Annotated in this window: 25 protein-coding genes; 2 read left to right on the top strand and 23 right to left on the bottom strand. The window is 36.4% G+C overall.

From position 1 onward, the window contains the following. Positions 1 to 146 precede the first annotated feature (146 nt). Positions 147 to 542, top strand: coding sequence for a hypothetical protein (locus IEV17_RS06930; protein WP_004661721.1), 396 nt, complete (start codon positions 147 to 149; stop codon positions 540 to 542). Positions 543 to 577: 35 nt separating this feature from the next. Here the strand turns inward: IEV17_RS06930 and IEV17_RS06925 are convergent, their stop codons facing one another. From IEV17_RS06925 to IEV17_RS17160, 14 genes are all read right to left on the bottom strand, one after another. Further along, a complete protein-coding gene (locus tag IEV17_RS06925; RefSeq protein ID WP_004661719.1) occupies positions 578 to 1087 on the bottom strand; it encodes a hypothetical protein in 510 nt (169 codons plus the stop codon). After that, complete coding sequence (locus tag IEV17_RS06920) at positions 1080 to 1886, bottom strand: hypothetical protein (protein WP_004661718.1); 807 nt, start codon at positions 1884 to 1886, stop codon at positions 1080 to 1082. Before IEV17_RS06920 ends, IEV17_RS06925 begins: the two co-directional genes overlap by 8 nt. A 6-nt stretch (positions 1887 to 1892) precedes the next feature. Continuing rightward, entirely contained in the window at positions 1893 to 2816 is a 924-nt protein-coding gene (locus tag IEV17_RS06915; RefSeq protein WP_004661717.1) for a hypothetical protein, read from the bottom strand. Between the two features lie 53 nt (positions 2817 to 2869). Next, positions 2870 to 3100 carry a hypothetical protein gene (locus IEV17_RS06910; protein ID WP_004661716.1) on the bottom strand — a complete coding sequence of 77 codons (231 nt, stop codon included), beginning with the start codon at positions 3098 to 3100 and terminating at the stop codon, positions 2870 to 2872. Further along, positions 3090 to 3383 (bottom strand): hypothetical protein, encoded by a 294-nt coding sequence (locus tag IEV17_RS06905; protein WP_004661715.1) that lies wholly within the window; start codon positions 3381 to 3383, stop codon positions 3090 to 3092. The genes IEV17_RS06910 and IEV17_RS06905 overlap by 11 nt, the downstream gene beginning before the upstream one ends. Before the next feature lie 15 nt (positions 3384 to 3398). Then, complete coding sequence (locus tag IEV17_RS06900) at positions 3399 to 3659, bottom strand: hypothetical protein (protein WP_004661713.1); 261 nt, start codon at positions 3657 to 3659, stop codon at positions 3399 to 3401. Positions 3660 to 3671: 12 nt separating this feature from the next. Next, a complete protein-coding gene (locus IEV17_RS06895; RefSeq protein WP_051063522.1) occupies positions 3672 to 3851 on the bottom strand; it encodes a hypothetical protein in 180 nt (59 codons plus the stop codon). 81 nt (positions 3852 to 3932) lie between these two features. Then, entirely contained in the window at positions 3933 to 4388 is a 456-nt protein-coding gene (locus IEV17_RS06890) for a hypothetical protein (RefSeq protein ID WP_004661709.1), read from the bottom strand. Positions 4389 to 4489: 101 nt separating this feature from the next. Then, positions 4490 to 5125 (bottom strand): hypothetical protein, encoded by a 636-nt coding sequence (locus IEV17_RS06885; protein WP_004661708.1) that lies wholly within the window; start codon positions 5123 to 5125, stop codon positions 4490 to 4492. Continuing rightward, on the bottom strand, positions 5113 to 6555 hold the full coding sequence (locus tag IEV17_RS06880) for a hypothetical protein (RefSeq protein WP_004661707.1): 1443 nt from the start codon (positions 6553 to 6555) through the stop codon (positions 5113 to 5115). Before IEV17_RS06880 ends, IEV17_RS06885 begins: the two co-directional genes overlap by 13 nt. Beyond that, a complete protein-coding gene (locus IEV17_RS06875) occupies positions 6539 to 6877 on the bottom strand; it encodes a hypothetical protein (protein ID WP_004661706.1) in 339 nt (112 codons plus the stop codon). The genes IEV17_RS06880 and IEV17_RS06875 overlap by 17 nt, the downstream gene beginning before the upstream one ends. Next, the gene (locus IEV17_RS06870) at positions 6874 to 7239 is read right to left on the bottom strand and encodes a hypothetical protein (protein ID WP_004661705.1); all 366 of its coding nucleotides are present in this window, start codon (positions 7237 to 7239) and stop codon (positions 6874 to 6876) included. The genes IEV17_RS06875 and IEV17_RS06870 overlap by 4 nt, the downstream gene beginning before the upstream one ends. A gap of 199 nt (positions 7240 to 7438) precedes the next feature. Next, positions 7439 to 7642: a hypothetical protein gene (locus tag IEV17_RS06865; protein WP_004661704.1), complete on the bottom strand. Its 204-nt coding sequence runs from the start codon at positions 7640 to 7642 to the stop codon at positions 7439 to 7441. Continuing rightward, positions 7639 to 8865, bottom strand: a complete 1227-nt coding sequence (locus IEV17_RS17160) for a restriction endonuclease subunit S domain-containing protein (RefSeq protein ID WP_004661699.1) — start codon at positions 8863 to 8865, stop codon at positions 7639 to 7641. The genes IEV17_RS06865 and IEV17_RS17160 overlap by 4 nt, the downstream gene beginning before the upstream one ends. A 263-nt stretch (positions 8866 to 9128) precedes the next feature. On the opposite strand from IEV17_RS17160, the gene IEV17_RS06855 reads away from it, so the two are divergent. Continuing rightward, positions 9129 to 10292 carry a restriction endonuclease gene (locus tag IEV17_RS06855; RefSeq protein WP_004661697.1) on the top strand — a complete coding sequence of 388 codons (1164 nt, stop codon included), beginning with the start codon at positions 9129 to 9131 and terminating at the stop codon, positions 10290 to 10292. Between the two features lie 39 nt (positions 10293 to 10331). On the opposite strand, the gene IEV17_RS06850 is transcribed toward IEV17_RS06855, so the two are convergent. The 9 genes from IEV17_RS06850 to IEV17_RS06810 all read right to left on the bottom strand — a co-directional run bounded on the left by IEV17_RS06850 (position 10332) and on the right by IEV17_RS06810 (position 16656). Further along, on the bottom strand, positions 10332 to 10700 hold the full coding sequence (locus tag IEV17_RS06850) for a hypothetical protein (protein WP_004661695.1): 369 nt from the start codon (positions 10698 to 10700) through the stop codon (positions 10332 to 10334). Continuing rightward, positions 10688 to 12910 (bottom strand): hypothetical protein, encoded by a 2223-nt coding sequence (locus tag IEV17_RS06845; RefSeq protein ID WP_004661693.1) that lies wholly within the window; start codon positions 12908 to 12910, stop codon positions 10688 to 10690. The genes IEV17_RS06850 and IEV17_RS06845 overlap by 13 nt, the downstream gene beginning before the upstream one ends. A 58-nt stretch (positions 12911 to 12968) precedes the next feature. Further along, positions 12969 to 13409 (bottom strand): hypothetical protein, encoded by a 441-nt coding sequence (locus IEV17_RS06840; RefSeq protein ID WP_004661691.1) that lies wholly within the window; start codon positions 13407 to 13409, stop codon positions 12969 to 12971. Continuing rightward, entirely contained in the window at positions 13396 to 13758 is a 363-nt protein-coding gene (locus tag IEV17_RS06835; protein ID WP_004661689.1) for a hypothetical protein, read from the bottom strand. Before IEV17_RS06835 ends, IEV17_RS06840 begins: the two co-directional genes overlap by 14 nt. 1 nt (position 13759) lies before the next feature. Next, the gene (locus IEV17_RS06830) at positions 13760 to 14092 is read right to left on the bottom strand and encodes a hypothetical protein (protein WP_004661688.1); all 333 of its coding nucleotides are present in this window, start codon (positions 14090 to 14092) and stop codon (positions 13760 to 13762) included. Positions 14093 to 14200: 108 nt separating this feature from the next. Then, positions 14201 to 14452 carry a hypothetical protein gene (locus IEV17_RS06825; RefSeq protein ID WP_004661686.1) on the bottom strand — a complete coding sequence of 84 codons (252 nt, stop codon included), beginning with the start codon at positions 14450 to 14452 and terminating at the stop codon, positions 14201 to 14203. After that, positions 14445 to 15128, bottom strand: a complete 684-nt coding sequence (locus IEV17_RS06820; RefSeq protein ID WP_004661685.1) for a hypothetical protein — start codon at positions 15126 to 15128, stop codon at positions 14445 to 14447. Before IEV17_RS06820 ends, IEV17_RS06825 begins: the two co-directional genes overlap by 8 nt. Then, positions 15125 to 15817 carry a hypothetical protein gene (locus IEV17_RS06815; RefSeq protein ID WP_004661683.1) on the bottom strand — a complete coding sequence of 231 codons (693 nt, stop codon included), beginning with the start codon at positions 15815 to 15817 and terminating at the stop codon, positions 15125 to 15127. Before IEV17_RS06815 ends, IEV17_RS06820 begins: the two co-directional genes overlap by 4 nt. Beyond that, the gene (locus IEV17_RS06810) at positions 15814 to 16656 is read right to left on the bottom strand and encodes a hypothetical protein (protein ID WP_004661681.1); all 843 of its coding nucleotides are present in this window, start codon (positions 16654 to 16656) and stop codon (positions 15814 to 15816) included. The genes IEV17_RS06815 and IEV17_RS06810 overlap by 4 nt, the downstream gene beginning before the upstream one ends. Position 16657: the final 1 nt, after the last annotated feature.

Below are 16657 nucleotides of genomic sequence, written 5' to 3'. Positions count from 1 at the left end.
TATTTTTCATTCTAAGTTTCTAAATTTATTGTTATTTTGAATTGTTCCAATTATTTGTCAAATTTAAAACAACCTCATATGAGGAGTATTATTTTTATCTTCAACTCATATAATATTTATTTGGAGTTAGTTTTAGGAGACACATTATGGGATTTTTTAAACAATTAATTTTAGGTGCGTTATCTACTTTAATTTTCTTTAGTCCAGCTGCTCAAGCAGAAGTCCGAGGTGCACCTGGTAGTGTTGTTAAACTGATCGATATAGAGAGAATGAATAGCTGGAATGATGGTTATAGATATTGGAATGTTATCGTTAAAAACCCAAATAACTTTAAAGCAGCCTGTTATGTACCATTTTTAACAACTAAAGATGATGATAGTACGCCTACTGCACGACATGGTACACCAGTCTATATCAATGCTAATGATACAAATGTTGGGATCGTTACCATTAAGAAAACTTTCAAGTTTGACTCGTTAGGTGATGTTAAGTGTGATGAATTAAGACCAGATGCTATTATCGAACAAAAAAAGCTAGCTTAAGAAACGCTTCAATTTAACAAGGTATGAGTGCCTTGTTAAATACTAAAAGGCAACATGGTTCTATCGATGTATTCTTCTTTAACTTCCTCTTTTGATGTGACTGCATGAGAAATAGCGATTTTATGACTTGCCCATATCGAAATCAGTGCAGCAATATGTCCGTTATCTAGTGAGCTACTATCAAACTCTTGCTGTGGTCCGTTTTTATCAATCTTACGCACCTGTAAAATATTCATTGGGTTATAACGTTCTAATGACTTCTCAAACTCAACCAAACCAGCTCTAAAGCTTGCCTGATAGACCTTGATCACTTCTTCTAAATGCTGCTGTGCGTCAAATTTTAATTGCCAATTTTGGATTAAATTCGGTGAATCCGTCACTACGATCGTGTCTGCTTGTTGATCTGGACGTAAAGGTAAAGCCGTGAAAATATCTGTTTTTTGGACAAGTATTTGACCAGAATCTGCAAAACAAAGACTAATCAATCGTATTTCATCATTAGAGAATCCAGTTACACGCGCATCAATCTTAATAATTTCAGTCATCGATACGCTCCACTGTAATATCGCCAGTTTCACGATCTGCTAAAACACGTGCATGGCCATCACTTGAGAATTGATCAGCCTGAATGACAACTAGATCCTGAATTGGCTTATCAACTACTGAACCGTCCGGATTGTAGCCGTTGTCCGTCGTATTATCGTTAGGACCACCAAGTCCTATAATTTGTGGTGCATAGCCTACTAATTGAGCATCAATCGTGAAGATAGACAGGTTAATTGCTTCGCTAGGCACAGGCGAAGGAAACAATTGATTCTCAACTATGGTAAATGTGCTTTTTTCAATATGATTCATGCCCATATCAAAAGGCACTTGGAAACGGCGTTTATCTTCATCTTGTACATAAGTGCAAAATTGATCGCATACAGAACGCGCATCGTGTGCATTGGTTGCGTAGAAAGCTAGTTGTGCTCTAACTGTTTTGGCGATGAGTCGGATTTTTACTTGCTTATCGCCGATCACTACAGGCACAAAATAAGGCATTGGTAAAAGCTGCATCGTATCAGGCGGTTGATCTAACATCGCTGTAGCAGTCAACATAATAGGCATGAATGCCGTTGCTCCAGCTACAACTTCTGCATTTTGGCTTTTGCGATATTCTGCAAGCATTGCTTCTGAGTCATCCATCATTCGAGACGGGCAACTCTTGATTGCTGTTCGAATATCTCGCTTTTTCCATTCTTCTGTCTGAATGGTTTCAGGCATATACCATGCCCGAAAATCGACTAAAAGCTTATACCAAGCATCTTGAATACATTTGAGTGAGTCTTTAGGTAATGACATAAGTGATTACCCTCCAAATCCAAACATACTCTTAAAAATGCGTGGTCTTGCTTTGTTGTTTTTAGGTGTTTCACCGCTGATTCGCATACGTGCTAAATCACTTGCTGTAAGACGTTCTTCAGCTTCAGCGCAAACAGAATCAAATGATCGTACTTCACCAACTAAGCCAGAACATAAATCTTGTTCCCGTTGATCTTGAATCGCTTGTCGTTTCTCTTTACGTGCTATTTGATCAGCTAATTCCTCAATTTGGTCTAGTGCTTGACCATTCATTTGTAAAAGCTGTAGTTGAGCGTGGATATTGTCAAAGTCACGTACAATTTGCTGTTCTAGTAAATGAGCAATCATTGCCTCTGACGGCGAAAGTAAATTAACGTCCGTGGTGCTATCAAACGCTGCAATTAATCCATCCTGTTCAACTGGAATGGCTAAGCCATCAAATAATTGACCATCACCAACATTGGTTGTGTAGTTCGGCTGTGTCACATAATCAAAGCCATAAAACCCCACGGGGATTAAACCTAAGCCAGCTCGCTTATAGTTTTGTGCCGAACTAAATCCACCTACACGCGCAAGATATTGTTTCCGCGCATATTCACCCGATTCGTTATCTAAGAACTCAGTAACATGAGTAACATTGCCGTTTTTATCTGCATGAGCTTCGATTGTTCTAAATGAGCGTTCTAAATAAACCACCTTGCCATCAATAATGACTGAATCAGGCGGATTCATCCCATAACGTTTGCGAATTTCATGACCGTTATAGCCGTACAAAGTCCCTGTTTTAACCATTTCTTGTACTTGTGGACTATTGATCTGTCTGATCATTTCATTCATATCAACATTGCTGCGGTCCTTCCCCAAATGACTGCGACCACGTTCATGAAGATTGTATGTAATCCTTTTCGTTTTTCGACCCGTTTCAGACATGAAAAAGCCCCAATAGATTATGTATTAGGGCCATTTTTGCAGTCTGGTTAAGGCTAAATTTTGTTGTGTTCCAACACTAAAAGCTTTTCAATATCTGCGGTTTTAATTGTCATATTTAAAGAATGACCACTTTTGAGTCCAATCATTACACTGGAATATTCACTTTTTCCATATGTATAACCACCACGGCCATAATCTGAGTCTGAAACTTCGATTGAATCAATTTCCGCTAAATCTACATATTGCGAGGTTTGGTGTTTACTACAGTAAATTCTAGTTAGCATTATCTTCACCACCTAAAAGATCAAATTTCTCATCAAAATCAGATTGTTTAATAACTTCCAATGAGTTATTGCAATGATTCAAAATTACGTGTTCCACTCTTGCCCAATGATTAAATCCTTTAGCACTGACCAATATCTCTTTAGCACCTATTAGAATATTTCCTTGCTGGAAGTGTTTTTTAAACCATCCAGGTAATTTACTCCAATCATTTTTAGACAACTCAAGTGCGTTCAATACGCTAATAGCTTGTACAGTAATTTGTTTAGATTGATATTGATTCATTTAAAATTACCTCTATTACCTAACTTTAATAATAGGAAGTTCATTAGAAGCTTTAACCTTCGGCAGTTCAGTAAAAGGATGGATCTTCACAGGCTCCATATTTTTAAGTGCTTCTGCCAGTAAAGGTTTAAACTCTTTGGTTATTTCCTCATCAATTACTATTTCTTCAATGTCCAAATAATTTTGAACTTGATATGAAGCAATAATGGCAACGATCCAAATGCTACAAGTTGCTATAAATACAAGACCTAATAAAAATGAAACTATCCAACTCATCCTTATACCCCTTTATTTATGCCCCTTACGGCGTGCATTCATACGGCGTTTCTTTTGACTAACTTTGTTTGGTTTGCTGCCGACTGCTTTAGTCTCAAACATGAATGGAGAAACAGAACCTCCTAATAAAGGAGTCGCTTCAACTGCCGAACCAATCCTACTTGCCATCATTCCAATAGCACTAGCTATCATTATTCTGCTCATACGCATTTCAATATCCTCAGTAAGAAAAAAAAGCCCTAAGCAAATTTGCAAAGGGCTGAGTTCAAACGGTTATTCGACTGGTTGCCCTTCAACACCACGCGCTTGACGTTCTGCTGTGCGTGCATCAAATGCATCCAAAGCCGATTGCATAGCAGCAATAGCTTGTTTGTTCTGGTCTGATGGGAATTTACTGTCTAGGTATTGGGTGCGATGAATCAGGATCTTTAATAACGATTCATTAGTCGCGCCATTAATACCATCAACAAATGTTGGACCATCTTGGAAATGGAGATGAATATCAAAAGGTTCGTTATAGTCAGTAGAGCTAGGATCGGCTGAAATTCTGTAATAGGTTGCTGGTTTATAGGCTGTTACGCCTTCTACCGTTTGACCAGCCATTAATTTTTCAAATTCTTCGTCGCCAATATCTTTATCTGCGAACCCTAAGAATTGCTCCACAAGAAGATCACCATCACTACCCACATCGGTTGTTAGTGCAATTTCTTCATTATTGTCTTGAGTCATGTATAAATCCTAACAATGGTTTATGTTGTTTCATCAAACAAATACATAAAAACATTGTTAGGTGAACTTCATTTTCTTGAGTTCCAATTATTAATGGACAATTAATTTTGTGTTATCCCATCACTTTCATCATAAATCAAATAGCTTTTGCCAATTACAGCTATGCTTAGGTCCGTATGACTTTCTAGGTCTGTTTCTAATCCTGTTGCAATCACTTTTACTACAATATTAGCTGGTACTAATCTTCTTAAAATTGGTGACAATTCAATAATTTCAGAAAGCTCTATTGAATCATCAATTGATATTTGAATACGGCTAGTTAGAAAATGATCAGGTTTTTCTTCATCAGTTAAATACAACGGGTAGCTATTAATTAAATTAATTGGATGCCACATTCTTTTTATTTGCCATCTATCTGTCCAGATCATTCTCAATACAAATTCAAGGAACCCTAATCCACGCTCACTTGCCAAACTTGACCAATTCGCATAAATCACTTGCATTAACGTATCTGAAGTAATTGGACGGCGCAAAACTACTAATCCGTCCTTTTTTGTAAAACGATCTACAACCGTTCGACTGCCTAAATGTGGCGCTCCATAGTCCAAAACATCCTGTAATCTTTGCTGATAAACGTCTGCAAAGACCTGTTTAAAAGCCTTTGACATTGCTGTTTCTAAGCCTGTGTGGTTGTTTGGCTGCTCATCAATTGGTCGAGTAAAACTTACAGGAACCATGCTTCACCTGTCTCTGCTGTTCGCTCAATATTAAGTGTAATACTCTCATTAGTAACAAAGACCCATTCATGTGGTTTATTCAAAATCTTTGGAACATTTACAGAGAAATCACTAATGTTATCTTGAAAGGCGACAATATTTTTTCTGAGTTGTGTAGAAATTTCTTGTGTATTAAAGCCATTCATTAACCAACGATTTGATCTTAATTGCGTCCGACCATAGCGTTCAATCAATAACCCTTTAATCTGGCTTTTCACTCCATCTAAGTCATGTACAGAAGCTAAACGGCCATTAAGAGTGATAATAAATGGTTTTTCTTCCACGATATGAACACGTACTCTCTCTTTATAAAGACTATCAAGTTGACCAATATATTGAATGATTTCTTGCTCTAAGCTTGCTTGCTCTAAATTATTCTTTGCAACTATGGCGATATGTAAATGGTTAATATCTTGGTAAGTAACACCGTAATATCGATTCTGTTCGTTCTCATTCCATACGGCGATATAGTGGCATCGGGCCATATACTTTTGCCGTACTAAGTAATCAAAATTACCTAAGAAAACTGCATTTTCATCATAGAGTGCAGGATATGTCGAAAGCACTTTTAACTGTGAAATATTAAGTGGGTCTGCACCTTGCCGAACTACAGCTCCTTGTTTAAAACGTACTGATACTTTAGTTTCATCTAAAGTTAAAACCTCAGCTAAGGAGGCATCTTTTAGCCTTGAAACGTCAACGTCACCATAGGTCTCAAGAATACCAAAAGTAAACGTCTGGTTTGCTGCAGCTGTTCGACCTGCTCTGTCATCATCCCCAAACTCAATAAATATACGGCGTAGGCTGTCCGTTGTAAGATTAAATGCATATTCCAAAGGTGCTACATTCATCCAACGTTTTTTTTGAATATAGTTCTGATTTGTATTATCACGAACAGTCAATCCAGCTAATGCCAGATCATCTTGCAACTTTAGTTCGACACGATGAAAAGTCTCTGAATTTGCGACGGTGTATTGCACTTCTCTGTATTCACTTTGTTCTACTGTTACTTCCCCAGTAGACCCAGCTTGAACTGTGACTGGTTGTAATAATCTCCAATACCGCCCACCACTATTGTCCTCAATTAATCGTCCTTGGCTGAGTGTAATACTATTCGCTGATCGATTGATAACCTCCAAAATATGCTGTGTTGGCATCCCAATAGGTAGAATACCCTTATTCGTCGCATCCGCTATAACTGAACGATCACGAGTTTTTACAAATGGTTCAAGTTCTGAGATTTCAAATTCTTGACCGAATAATGCTAGATATGCACCTAAAGAGCGTAAGAACTTTAGGACGATTGGATCTTGTGCGTTATACCGTTCCAGTATTTCAAAATCATCTATATTGGCAATCAATCGTGCTTCAAAATCAGCTTGCGTCAACATCGAAGGTTTCTCCATTTCGCGCTAATTGCTTCTCGCGCACTTCATTTAAATTAATTACGATCTGTTGACCAATTCTTAAATAGATAATTTTGGTCTCAAAACCTTCGTCTTGTGCCCACATCTGAAATTGATCTGCGCTTAACTGTTTTAGGATTGGAATATCGTTTTTCATTTTTTGAATAAAGGTATTGGCGACTGGTGCGCTGAGTGGTGCTAAAAATAAGCTATTAAAGTCTGGGCCATAATCTGAACCAATATATCCATTGATCTCTGACTCTAACCAATGCGCAATCATTGCTAAGATTTTGTTGTAATCGATCATAAGCCTGACCTTTGTGCTGTCATCAACAACAATTTACAGAAAGTGAATGCTGCTAAAATTGCAAAGCTATAGAGTAAAAAAGTGCTTAAAAGAATATAAAGTCCATAGCCATTCACATTCAGGAATAAAAGCAATTCATAGCTTCGCCAAGTAACAAGACAAGAAAGACAAAAACAGAGAAATGACAAACCAAAAATCAATCGTTTTACTTTCTTAAAAATTACATCCGTAACACCCTTATTTAACAAAGCTGATAAAGGTCCAGACATTGTTTTAATGCTGCCAAATGCTAGAAATACGTGCAAAATGAATGAAGTAATAATGAAAATATCGACAATCACAGATTGATAATTAAGATACATGGCTGACTCCAAAGCTTTATGTTTAGGTTATTGCTTCAGAGCTACTAATTTTTATTCTTGTTCCAATAAAAAAGACTACCGAAGTAGCCTTTTTTTGAAAGAATTAGTTTAATTTTTTGTTAGTTAAGTTGCATCATAATTGCATGAGCTTCACGTTTGTTTTGACGCAATGATTCGATCTCTGACTTGGTTAGAACTTTTACCGTTGGACAGGCTTTCCCAAACTAACACCCTCACTTAGCATACTTGCAAGTGTTTTGGCTAAGTCCTTGCGAAAATCTGAAAGTAAATCTTCTTGAATTGCTTCTGATACAGGCCCATCAAACTCAGCAGCAAAACCCTGTTTTTTTAACTCCTGATTGCGTTGTTCATAGAGTTTTTCAATTTGTTCATGAGTCATCATGATCGCTCTCTCCCATAATTCAAGTTTAGGCGATCAGCCACCTTAACCCAAATATAGTGCAAATATTCTGCTTCTGCAAATTGAGGATTGATTTCGCCTAGCCGTACTTGTTCATTTACAAATTTATTAGCATCTAAACTCACATCATTAATTGTAGCAATTAATGCAGCTTTACTACACCATTGATTCTTAGGATACATGGAATATCTCAAATATGGTGTTACCGCGCGTATTTCCTTGATGTTATATGTAATCGCCATACGAATATCAGCAATAGAAAAAGGCATGCCTTTAGGGTGATTGTGACTAAAAACTGCATTATTCAATAAACTTAACTCATGATCAGTTAAAGTAACCTGATCAGGCAATCCTTGTCTTTTAAACAAAATCACACCATCTGAATTGAAAGCAGCGCCTGTTTCTAATTCATTATTTCTAATCCCATTTTCCACATCAATAATTGCTTTTTTCAGTGGTGTTGAAGTATCAGGCTCCATTAATGGCACACCAGCGTCATAAATGCTAAAGGTTTCACTTGGCTGTTTAAAATGCTTTTCAGTCACAGAAGCATCCAAAGATTTAGAATGGCTTGATCTTACACTAAATTTCCCATTTTCATCTCTAGGGTGCTGTTCTTCATCCCAATCGACTGAATCAAAAGCTGAGGATTTTCCCTCAGCTATCTGCTTTCCCTGAGTGGCTTCACCACCCTCCTTTTGTGCTTTTGCCTGCTTCAATTGCTCAAGTAATTGATCACGCTGTGCTGTCAGATTAGATAACTCTTGATCAAGTTGTGTTTCTTCTTCGCGCTTATCACTGATTTGCTGCTGGATACTACGATTTTTTCGTGGTGGCAATTTGACCTTTTCTTTTTGGTTTAGTTGCTCAACTTTGGCTTGTGATTCACGAATCAACTTAGCCATTCCAGAAACGGCGTTATCAAAAGTCTGTTGGTAATCGTCACTGAAATCACCTGGTAAAACGATCTCTTTTCCGTTCAATTCAGATTTGAAGACATCTGCACTTGCACGAGCAAATAGTGTTAGCTCTTGTCCACCAGCAAAGACGAAAAAGATAGGTACAACGCTTACACCACCTTTACGCTGAACCTTTTTAATTTCAACCAGTGGAATGCTTTGACCTGTTGCCTTTTCCAAAGCTGATTTGATTTTTTTGATATACGGCGTATCAGGTGTGACTGCCGTTAAGTTTAAAGTACCCATATAAGAATAGCCCTATAAAATATAGAGCTATTCTCACTTAATATCAAAAACTGTTAATTTAGAAGTTCCAACAACTTAGTGTTTCATTTTATATCATTACTTTTTAGAGGCTTTGCTTTTCATCGAATTGCTAAACATTCAAATTCTATAAACAAGATATCTTTCTTATAAGAAAAAATAGGCTGATAAATAAGACATCAATATGGTACTACTTCATAGATCGAATTATAATCAATTTTTTAATATAAAATTTGGATAGAAGCGTGACTTTACCTAGTTTCTCAGAATTGTTCTCAATTGCTTTAAAAAAGACTCTGAGCATCAATAACAATGAATATTATTTTTTAGAAGAGATTGTCGAGAAACTTGGTTCCTTTAGTAAAGTTGAAATTAAAAAAGGAAAACCGCCAAAATTTAGCAAAAAAATATATAACATTCCTACTGCTGTTCACGAAATTTGTTATCAATGGATGCTGTATTTAAAACTATTTACTTTTACTGAAAGTGGTGGACGCGTACCTAATATAGAAGAAATCAACTTTTTACTGCAAGAAGAGATAACGTTTCAACGACTAAAAGCTTTAAAAAATTATCATAATTTCATAGTTTTTTTTAGTTCTTATTATTCTTGCAATCAATTCAATTTTCATAGCCGTGAAATCCAAATTGGACAATATTTAGAGCTTGAAGAAAGCTTGAATACTGTACTATATGGAAAATCAGGTGATCCTTTACTGAATGATTTTATTAGTGAACTTCATAATCGACTTACATTTAATTTAACTAATTATGATAGATTTTCGAAAATCTCTCAGTTTAACTCAGGTGATTTGAGCCCAATTGATAAAATTAGCATTGCGATAGAAATTAGGAAGTTGGTTAATTTACTGGAAGAATCGAAAAAAACATTAAATGAAGAACTATTAGTAAAATTAAAATCTCTCACACCATTTCAATTTGAATTATTCTCTTTGCATCTTATTGCTAGTATCGCTAAAACTGAATTTGATGAAATTAAAGATATGATTACTCATAATGGTAAAGTAGGTGATGGTGGTGTCGATGGTATTGTAAAAATAAGAAGAGCTATAGGAGGTTTTGAACAACACTTTATTCAGTGTAAACGTTATGATCAAACTTCAATCGGAAGTCCAGACGTTCAATCATTTGTTGGTGCAATGGTAGGTAATAATGCAAATAATGGAATATTTATGACCACTTCTAAGTTTTCTAATGCAGCTATTAAATACTCTAGAAATCTTAAAAATCAAAATATTATTTTGATTGATGGAGAGGACATAGTTGCAAGAATGATTGAAACGAAATTAGGTGTAAAAGTACAACAGACAAAAGCGACTTTAGTAATAGATGAAGATTTTTTTAATCAATTTATAAATCTTGATTCACAGATTCAATTGCTGACTTAAACTACATAGAAAGCCATGTAATTTAAGTCAAATATTATTTTATTTAATCACATTAATTTTTTCAATTTCGCACATAACATCAGTATAGATATGTGCACTTTGTGAATTAATACAGTTTTGTGATAAAAGATTTACTTTCTTACCTTTAAACTTTATTAGATCTCCTTTCCATCCGACTTGAACTATTGTCACATTTTTAAATAGTTTTTTTTCATCAGTATCCTCACTGTATACGTTCATAGGGATTGGTTTATCCAAAACTAATCCCAAATATTTATGTGGTTTTTCGTCAATAGTTAGCTCAGGTGGTGCAATTTGTTCTTTAATCACACCACTTAAGCTGAAATATTGGGCTTGAGCCGTACTATAAAAAAGTAGTGATAAAGTTATTAAAATTAACCGTTCCATTTATCCCCCATCCCAAGTCCACCTGTAATCGCATGAGCTAACATTCTATTGCTCACATTTTGATTGATATTACCACTATTTTGATTGGTAACAATAACCTCCTGTGGTGTAGGTGATGTTAAAAATTCTTTTGCTGGAAGCACATTTGTATCAACTTTTGGAGGTCTATAACTAGCTTCCCAAGTGTTTGTGCGTGCAGCTAGAGGTTTAATTGAAGATTGCATATTCAATACTGGTACATTGTCTTTTGCCTTTTGTACGATTGATTCTGCATTTTTCGAAATCTCTGAATGTGCTAATGGCGATGACTTTTTGGTTGAAATTACACTATTTTGAGGTGTTACTTTTGCGTTTTGGATTATCTGAGTTTTCCCAATCGAAAAACCTTCTTCTTTTTCCATTGCATCCATAATTTTTTTTCTATCCGCAGCAGAGTATTCTGACATTTTCTTATTTTGTCCATCAACCGCGGCCAATATATTCCGTTGATATTTTAATGTATCGTTATTATCTTCAATGGGCGCATATGAAGCTATTGTTTGCTTTAAAGTTTTATCTTTATATCCTAAGCCTTGCCCATAATCTAATCTAGTAGACAAACTTTTTGCCCTGTTACTCTCAAAGATTAAATGCTCTTTTGCATTTCGACCAGAATCATAATCTGGAAAAATTGCGAATCTACCATCAGAACCTATTGCTCCATATTTTTTTGCTAATTCGCCATATTCAATATTGCCAGGATTATTATTTCTCCAGTTCCTATTACCAGTGCGCTTAACCACCGAACCATCAGCTAATTCAACTATATTTGACCTACCACTTCTAGGAGTCACAATCTTCGTAATAGCTGAGCTATTTGTATTATTTGCAGCAGCTCCAAACTTAACTGGTTCCCCACCATTTTCACCTTTCCCACCATACTGGCTTCTTAACAGGTAAGTTGGATTAGGTTGTCCATTAAATTTTTCATTCCATTTTTCTTTACCCCAGTCATACAGTGACTTAGCCATTCCAGCAGGTGTAAGTTTCAAAGCAACTTTTACAAGATTTGAAATCATTGACGGTATATCAGCGTCAATCAAAGAATCCGTCCATTCTTTTACATACGGCGCAACGATACCACCTAGCTTCTCACCCACCCATGAACCTATTGCAGCCCCTGCAATTGTTCCAACGGGACCAAAGATACTTCCTATCGCACCACCAGCAACTCCACCGACAGCCGAACCTACAGTACCGCCCTTTTCTTTAGTTGATTTAGTACCCCAATCACTAAATGACATAGCAGTGAGTAATGCACCAATTACAGGTAAACCTTTACCAAATTTGAGGATTTTAGCTAGACCTTTACCTAAACCTTTACCCTTGCCAAGTAGACCACCCAAAAGGCCCCCCAGTAAACCTCCACCAGCACCAAGTAGCTTTCCTAATCCACCTAGTAGACCGCCCCTAGATTGCAAATTATCAGCAATTCGCTGAAGTAACTTTACTTGTTTACGGTTATGGTCACTTTGTTCTTTAGGCAAGGGTTCATTGCGTTTGCGTGACTTCATCCAACCAGTAAGCGGACGTAGCATAAATCCAGCAGCTCGCTTTACTGGTGATAGTACAGTCGCAACTTCATTAATTGCGTCAAGTGTAGGGTCAACACCTTGGGGATTCGAAGGCATTACACCTTTAATCGCTGTACCAATCGTTTGAGCAACTTTACCCAATGTTGATTGTTCTGAATTAGCTCCTATGAAACGCCCATTAGCATCACGTCGACGTTCACCAGTATTGCCAAATTCTCTTATAACGTCCTCAGTGCTATTGATTTCAATCGCACGGCGTTTAGGCTTTGCTTTAGGCTGTGGTTTGCTATCTTCGGTTTTAGTTGATTCAGCTATTAAGTCCTCAATAGACTTAGCAACTCGATCTAAAGCTAGTGAAGATTGAACTAAAGGATTTGCCTGTTCGCGGATTAGATCAGAAAAATCAGCTGGTTTAATCTGGGCATCAATGAGTGCTTGTTCTAACGCGCTTAATTTTGGTTTTGGTTGGTTCTCTTGTCGCGAATATTGGTTCTCAATATCTTTGTGCAAACCAATTAAAATATCGCGGATTACTTCCACGTTTTTATCAATTTTGGATACGTCTTTTCCTGTTTGCTTCAGGCCAATAAGAAACCCAAGTTCATCATACTGTAAGCCACTTGCTGAATTAGACATAAAAAAATCACCCTATTTTTACATAGAGTGATTTTGCGCCATACCTAGCTCTAACATTTTATATGGTTCCAGCTTGTTTTCCTTTAATTGTGTTGAGACCAAAAGCATCTCGAATGCTCTCGATTTTCCACTTTGGCCAACGCTTTACTTGTTCCTCACATCTGTTTAAATACTCTAACAAAGATTCATTTTTTGATTGCTTGATTTGTCTATCCATAGTGAAAGACTTTCGAGAATAGTTATTTAAATTACAAACCCTTATTGCTTGACCGTTGTTTGATTCTAACCTATGCCCTACGGCGACTTCTTCTTTAGTCGCTTTCCTGTAGTTGGTACCATACTGACTTATAACTTCACCAGACTCAGTATTTTTGATCATGTATTTCTTTCTATTAAGATATTCATCGTCCTCAATACCAATGACCTCATCAACTAAATTAAACTCATTGCCATAAATACCTAAATATAAAATTTTTTCTCCTATTTCAAACTGATTCATGGCAAACCTCATCATCGCAAAGTGATTGGTCTATATCACCTGTTAAAGCTTCAATAATATCGTTTGGATTAACTACCTGCTGGCAACCAAATAAACTCATTACATGATTGATTCGATTCTGCAATTTCTGAGTTTTTCTGGTTTCCATATCAATAATGTTGTGAAGTATTTGACTATCTTGACTCAGCTTTTGCTCCAAGCTTTCATTTAGTTTTAATTGAGTCTGCAATTCTACTTCTAAAAACTGAACATATAACAATTCTTGCATGTTGTTATATATCTGAGTGATGTAGTAATCACTCAAACCTTCATGTTTTGAATGACAATATTGAATAAATTTTTCTAACATTTTATTTCTCATCCATTCCGTTAGGCTCACCGATATGGTTTGTGCCTGTAAGTGCTTGCTCTAAATAAAATACGAAATCATCTGACTCTCTATAACTATGTTGGTGATACTCATTGATAAGTTGTTTGATCGCATCAAAGCGTTTCTGAATATCATCAACTTTTGACTGTTGGTGCTGCCAAGCTATCAACTTACCTAAAACAATCCCTCTTGCGGTACGACCTTGACCACTTGGCATAACAAACTCATCACCATCAAACCAACAAGTTATTGAATCTTTGGCAATATGCTCAATAAATTCGGCTTTAGACTTCTCATTTAATTGAACTTTCATCTACTCACCTGTTCAAACTCAAATTTCTTATCTTCTGGAACCCAGCCACAATAACCGCAAACTAAACCACCTTTTGATCTACCGCATAATGGACACATGATTAATCCCCTATAACCTTGTATTGTGGTTGACTATGTCTGAGTCTGTTCCCAATCCGTTAGGCTCACCGATATGGTCTATTCTATGACCTGCTGCGATTTCATCTTCTGTTGCTAATCGCATATCGGCAAAGTAAACAAAGCACTCCTTCCCATCTTCCACAGCTATTGCAACTGCATCCACATCATCAATAATTTTGAACAGGCAGTTTTTGTATTTATTTTGGTCTTTATAGACAAGAAAATCCCCGTCCTTAAACATGCTCACCTCCCAACGTTTCGATATTTCCGAATAGTTGATCGTGGTCAGAAAGAGCTTGTTCTAACTTATCAATATTTAAACATCCCATAACAATTGATCCATTCAATTCAATTGGAATAGAAAATGTTGAATATCCATATTCTTTGGCTTGTTTTACTTGGGCTTTAGCAGATTTTGGTCCACCTACTTTATTTACTAAATCTATATTTTCAAAAAGACGTTTTAGCTCGGCAATATCTATCATTCCCATAATCATTTCATTCGTATGATGAAATCTAGGTAAACACCACTTAAGCTCTAAATCACACCACTCTAGGTGATCTTTAGAATTAAAATATAAGTCTATATTCTCTGCTGTAACTAAATCATGATGTGTTGAACCTTCGGGTGCATTCTTTAATACTTCCATAGCCTTTAATAGACCATATTCAGCAATAAAACTTTTCACTATCTGGATTTGAGATGCTATTCCACTTGTAATTTCATCACCTGTAGCATGTCTCCATCTAGTAGGTAAATAGGATTTAACAATAAAGCCCCACCCACCAGACTTAGTTTTATATTTAAAGTCATAACCCAAATCTTCAGTTAGTTCACAAACCTGATTTGTATATTTAAGTGAAACAGGTAAAACAAAATCACCTACTTTGTATTCATTTTTTTCGTTGGTTTTCATAAACTTTGCACCTTAATTTTTTCTATGTTCTGTAAGCAATTATTGAGATTTGCATCTTGTTGTAGCTTCTGAATTTCATGCGCTTGTCTTTGGCATTCCATTTCTAACCGAGTGAAATTTCTTTGCATGTAAAGGATCTTTTCAGGATCTCTTAATCGAGCTAAAGCCATCGTCAATAAATTGAACTCGTTCTGTACGTTTCGATCATTAAATGCAAAATCAATAAAGCTTTGTTCTAATGCTTTACCATTGCGCCAATATTGAGAATTTTGATTCCATTCATTGTCATACTTCTCTTTAGGTACAGCCATTGCGCCTTTAATGTATTTGCAGCGTTTACCATTAGAAACGTAGATCAATCCCCATCGCTCTGGTAATTCTTCAGGTTGAATTAGGTCTGTCGGGCAAATGAAATAACGCCATTTACCAACACCCGTTGCTGGTTCAATACGATGTGGTTTTTTCTTATCAGCCAAGAAATCAGAACGGCTTGTTTTAGCTTCTAATAGAATTGTACCGACATCGTATCCATTACCGTGGCGAACACCGAATACATCGGGATTCTCTCCATAGCACGACGGCTCAACGATTGAAAAATGGCAACCATGTCCATTAGCAGATTCAGGTTTTCTCAACAACGCAGCGCCGACTTCACACAATTCTCTATGAGTTAAATTTGTTTTGATCATGCAATTGCCTCTTGTTCTTCATCTTGATCAGGTTCTGGATCCCCTGCCTCAATCATTGCTAACTTACGTGCAAAGGCTGCTTTTTTATCAGTGGCCATTTTCTCTTTTGCAAGTCTCATTCGTTCTTCAGCTCCAGCCACAACAGCAGAGCGTTTCGCCTGTATTTCCGATTGGTCTTTCAGGTCCTCTTCCGTTAATCCCCAAAACATGGCATCTATTTTCGCTACATTCGCAATACTGATACTTTGTTTTAAGTTTTGTTCGATAAATTGAGACGTAACTGCCATCTTGAACTTAATCATTCCTATGTCATCTTCAGTTGCAGTTTTTAAATCCAATTCCTGAAAGTCTTTTCTTACACTCACCAAACTATCTAATGATGAATCAATTAAGCTTGCTAACTTCACAGAACGAAGTCGATTTTCACGAATGATTCTTGTCGCTGTGAGCTTATTTGTATCTGCAACTTTGCTACGTTGGGCATTTCTTGCAAATTCATCATCATACACACTTACTTTTGACGGATTTTTGACGGATTTTTGACTACCATTTTCCTCTTTATTTTCATAATCTTGGGCTTCTTTCTGACTAGTCATTTTACTAGTCAAATTTTTAATCTCATCATTGATCTGTTTAGCATTCTTTTTGACTAGATTTTTCGCGCACTTTTTCCATTTTTCAGCGATTGCTTTACGGCGCACAACTGAAGGAGAAGGCATTTCACAGCCTAACTCCTCACCGACTTGATCAACTAGTTTTTGCCATGTGATCTTAGGGGATGACTCATAAACTAATTTGAGTCGATCCCATATTTCTTGTGAATATGATTGCACTGCCATA

The sequence above is a fragment of the Acinetobacter modestus genome (assembly GCF_014636095.1).
Classification (GTDB): Bacteria; Pseudomonadota; Gammaproteobacteria; order Pseudomonadales; family Moraxellaceae; genus Acinetobacter; species Acinetobacter modestus.
The sequence above is the reverse complement of the archived record's forward strand: the minus strand, read 5'-3'. Positions and strand labels throughout refer to the sequence as shown.